4 protein-coding genes are annotated in these 4,581 nt (G+C 54.0%); 3 read left to right on the plus strand and 1 reads right to left on the minus strand.

What is annotated here, in order from left to right:
• The 3 genes from glnD to nth all read left to right on the plus strand — a co-directional run.
• On the plus strand, positions 1-2,116 hold a 2,116-nt coding region (gene glnD / locus ACYZYZ_RS08660), incomplete at its 5' end, for a [protein-PII] uridylyltransferase (protein WP_461483972.1).
• A gap of 49 nt (positions 2,117-2,165) precedes the next feature.
• Positions 2,166-3,383, plus strand: a complete 1,218-nt coding sequence (dapC, locus tag ACYZYZ_RS08665) for a succinyldiaminopimelate transaminase (RefSeq protein WP_305169020.1) — start codon at positions 2,166-2,168, stop codon at positions 3,381-3,383.
• 4 nt (positions 3,384-3,387) lie between these two features.
• A complete protein-coding gene (gene nth, locus ACYZYZ_RS08670; RefSeq protein ID WP_461483973.1) occupies positions 3,388-4,041 on the plus strand; it encodes an endonuclease III in 654 nt (217 codons plus the stop codon).
• A gap of 22 nt (positions 4,042-4,063) precedes the next feature.
• Here nth and ACYZYZ_RS08675 read toward each other — a convergent pair.
• Positions 4,064-4,581 (minus strand): SixA phosphatase family protein (locus ACYZYZ_RS08675; RefSeq protein ID WP_461483974.1); only part of this gene is annotated, 518 nt, incomplete at its 5' end.

Genomic DNA, 4,581 nt, shown 5'->3' on the forward strand with positions numbered 1-4,581 from the left:
CGGCAATACCGAATACAACCTGGAGCCAAATGTTAAAGAGGCCCCTGGCGGGTTGCGTGATATCCAGATGATCAACTGGGTGGCCAAACGTCACTTCAATGTTGAATCCATTGACCAGCTGATTGGCAAGGAATTTCTCAACGCAGAAGAGTTCCTGCAACTGAAGCGTGGCGAAGCATTCCTGTGGAAAGTTCGCTACGGACTACACCTGCTGGCAGATCGGCCGGAAGAACGCCTGATGTTTGATTATCAGCGCAAACTGGCCGCCATGTTCGGTTATCACGACAGTGAAGAGCGCCTCGGTGTAGAAAAATTCATGCAGCACTACTACCAGGTCGTTTTGTCCATGCGCGAGATGAACGATGTCATGCTGCAGTACCTCGATGAAGTGATTCTCAGAAAGGACAAGGCGAAAAACATCTATGCCCTGAATGAGCGCTTTCAAGTGCGCGACAAGCATATCGAGACGGTCGGTGATTACGTATTTGCCAAATACCCCTCCGCTTTGCTGGAGATATTCTGCCTGCTGGGGGAAAACGAGAACATTGTGGGCATTCGTGCGGCCACCATCCGGCAGATTCGTCAGCATCGTAAATTAATTGACGACAGCTTCCGTCATGAGCCGCAAAACAAGAAGCTATTCCTGCGCCTGCTGCGCTGCCCCCATAGAATGAGCACCCAGCTGCAACGCATGACCCGCTACGGCATACTGGGCCGCTACCTGCCAGAATTTGGTCGCATTATTGGCCAAACCCAACACGACATGTTTCACCGATACCCGGTAGACGCTCACACCCTGCAGCTCATCAAAAACATGCGTGTGCTGGAACGGCCGGAGATGGCGGAACGCTACCCCCTCTGTTCACATATCTACAAGAACCTGCCCAAACCGGAGTTGGTGTTTGTGGCAGGCCTATATCACGACATCGCCAAAGGGCGCGGTGGTGATCACTCGGCACTGGGTGCCCATGATGCCGAGGAATTCTGTCGCCGCCACGGTTACAGCGCTGAAGAAACCCGCCTGATTTCCTGGCTGGTGGCTCACCACCTGATCATGTCCAACACATCTCAGCGCGCCGACATATCGGACCCGGATATTATCTACAAATTCGCCCGACTTATGGGTAACCAGTTGCATCTGGACTATCTGTTTGTGCTGACCGTAGCAGATATTACCGCCACCAACCCAACGCTCTGGAATACCTGGAAAGCCTCGCTGATGCGTCAACTCTATTCAGAGACCAAACGCGCCCTGCAACGAGGCCTGGAAAACCCCTTTGACCGGGATGCCTGGGTGGAGAGCACCAAACAGGCTGCCTTGGACACACTGGCCGAACTCGGCATCACCCAGCCACAGGCCATAGAAATCTGGGGCAACGTGGACGATGAATTTTTCCTGCGAGAAAAAGCGGATGATATCGCCACTTATACCGCTGCGATTGCCGCCCGGGGTGACAGCAATGACCCGGTGATTCTCATCCAAAATGCCGGGGTGGAAATACCCATTGCAACGCAAATTTTCATCCACACCAAAGGCATGGACAATGTTTTCCCAACAACGGCGGCAGCACTCGACCACCTGCAACTGAATATTATGGATGCGCGGCTGCACCGGGACACCGAGGGGCACACCTTTGATACCTTCTACGTGCTGGATGAAAACAACCAGCCCTTCGGCGACAACACTGAGATGCTCGAAAAAACCCAGCGCACTCTGTCCCAGGCGCTGAAAAACCCTGATCCTTCAGCGTTCAATCTGAATCGGCGCACACCTCGCCACCTCAAACAGCTCGCCATGCGTACCGTTGCCAGCATCAGCAACGATATTGAAAAGAGCGCAACCATTCTGGAAGTTATTACGCCGGACCGTCCCGGCCTGCTGGCCCATCTGGGCCGGATCTTTGTACGCTTCGAGCTGCGCTTACTGAGCGCCAAAATTGCCACGCTGGGCGAGCGGGTTGAAGACGTGTTTTATCTGGTGAACATGGACTATAGCCCTCTCAGCAATGCCGAATTCTGCGAAGAGCTGCGGGACACGATATGCAAGGAGCTGGATGCTCGCAATGAGGAAGACGTGGAAGGTGAAACACTGCCCCGCATGCGGCTATGGCGGTAACTCCGGAAACAACACAAAACCTTCTGTTTCTGAATCAATAACGGCGATCATGAACAAAGACCTAGACAAGCTCCACCCGTACCCTTTTGAAAAGCTCAACGCGCTGAAAGCCGGTCTGACCCCACCTGACAACCTTCAGCATATCGCGCTATCCATCGGTGAGCCCAAGCACCCGGCGCCTGCATTTGTGAAACAGGTATTGGCCGATTCTCTGGAAAAGCTCTCTGCCTACCCGCTAACCAAAGGTATTCCTGAATTGAGGGAAGCCATTAGCACCTGGTTGTGTCGCCGCTTTCAGCTGGACGCCGTTGATGCCGAGACGCAGGTACTGCCGGTGAATGGCACACGGGAGGCGCTGTTCGCCTTCGCTCAGGCTGTGGTCGACCGTGCTGGTACCCCCCTGATTCTCAGCCCCAACCCTTTCTACCAGATCTACGAGGGCGCAGGGTTTCTGGCAGGGGCGGAACTGAAATTTCTTAACTGCACCGCTGATAACAATTATCTGCCGAATTTTGATGCAGTGGATGAAGAAACCTGGCGACACTGTCAGCTTCTTTACCTGTGCAGCCCGGGTAATCCCACCGGCGCGGTGATGGACATCCCTCTTCTGCAGCAACTGATTCAGCTGGCTGATCGCCACGATTTCATCATCGCCAGCGACGAATGCTATTCGGAAATCTACCCGGACGAAAACAACCCGCCACCTGGCCTGCTCCAAGCCTGTGCCCAGATGGATCGCCTCGACTACAGCCGCTGCGTGGTATTCCACAGCCTGTCGAAACGCTCCAACCTGCCGGGCTTACGCTCCGGTTTTGTGGCCGGCGACGCAAAGGTGTTGCAGTCATTCCTGCGTTATCGAACCTACCATGGCTGCGCCATGCCCGTGCCCACCCAGCTGGCGAGCATTGCAGCCTGGAATGACGAGCAACATGTGATCGAAAACCGTGAACAATACCGACAGAAGTTTGATGTGTTCAAAGAAATACTCGACGACACATTACCCCTGAGCCTTCCCGATGCCGGCTTCTACTTCTGGGCAGACACCAGTGCTGCAAAAGTGGGTAGCGATGAGAATTTTGCCCGGGAACTGTTTGCCAATGAACACATTACCGTACTCCCCGGTCGCTACTTGGCCCGCCACGCCGAGGGAGTCAATCCGGGGGAAAATCGGGTCAGAATGGCGTTGGTAGCACCCCTGGACGAATGCCGTGAAGCGGCACTGCGCATACGTCGTTTTGTCATCAACGCCAGAAAAAATCCGGCCTGACCCGATGTTAAAGAAAGAACGCGCCGAATTTATTCGCCAGCGATTATCAGAGCTATACCCTAACCCACCCATCCCACTGGCTCACCAGGATGCCTATACGCTCTTGGTCGCCGTACTGTTGTCAGCACAATGCACCGATGAACGGGTCAATCAGGTCACACCGGAACTATTTACCCTGGCTGACAATGCCCGAGACATGAGCCAGGTGCCCCTCGAGCAGGTCTACGACATTATCCGCCCCTGCGGGCTGGCTCCCCAGAAATCAAAAGCCATCGTGAAATTGTCGCAAATCCTGACCGCAGACTACGGCGGCGAGGTGCCCGAGGATATGGCGGCACTGGAAACCCTTCCTGGCGTCGGACATAAAACAGCCAGCGTGGTCATGTCACAGGCCTTTGGTCATCCCTCATTTCCGGTAGATACCCACATTCATCGCCTTGCACAGCGCTGGGGACTGAGCAATGGAAAGAGCGTGGCGCAAACAGAAAAAGATTTGAAGAGGTTGTTTCCAAAAGAGAGTTGGAATGCACTACACCTTCAGATCATCTACTACGGTCGTGAATTCTGCCCGGCCCGCAGCTGCAATGGTCTGACCTGCGATATCTGTAAAACCTGCTTTCCAAACCGCAAACATCCCGTCAAAAATCGAAAAGCCTGAAGAATCAACTGGGCGTAGACTCTTATGCCACGCCTAGGGATATTGTCTTTCCCGTGACACTCTTTGGAAAGTCGAAGTAGGCCAACTCAGCCATACCTGCCCCCAGGTCTCCCCAGTGATTGAGGTCGATGTTTAACAGGACGACACCACAAGTGGGTATTTTCTGTATTTTCATGAGGGTGAGAAAATTGACCAGGTCTGTCATAGCCGGGTTGTGGCAGATCACCGCAAATTTATCGACATCTGCATCGAGGCCACGCATCCAGCTAAGAATATCCTCATAATTAAAGGTATAAAGTTCAGGTACCACCTCCAAACTCATCGCACCCAGCCCCAGACACGGCATCAACCACCCCGCCGTTTCCACCGACCGAACTGCCGGGCTGGTATAGAACCGTTTCAGAGAGACTGGTTGCATCTGCAAACGTCTACCCATTTCTGGGGCACTGACACGACCGCGCCGATTAAGGGGCCGGTCAAGGTCGGGCAACGTGCTGTCTTTCCAGCACGACTTGGCGTGTCGAATCAAGGCAATGGTTT

The organism is Porticoccus sp. (assembly GCA_023261185.1).
Classification (GTDB): Bacteria; Pseudomonadota; Gammaproteobacteria; order Pseudomonadales; family Porticoccaceae; genus Porticoccus; species Porticoccus litoralis.

What these genes read in the sequence shown, in the direction of transcription:
- dapC (WP_305169020.1), top strand. Translation starts at nt 2,166, where the DNA reads ATGAACAAAGACCTAGACAAGCTCCACCCGTACCCTTTTGAAAAGCTC.
- nth (WP_461483973.1), top strand. Translation starts at nt 3,388, where the DNA reads ATGTTAAAGAAAGAACGCGCCGAATTTATTCGCCAGCGATTATCAGAG.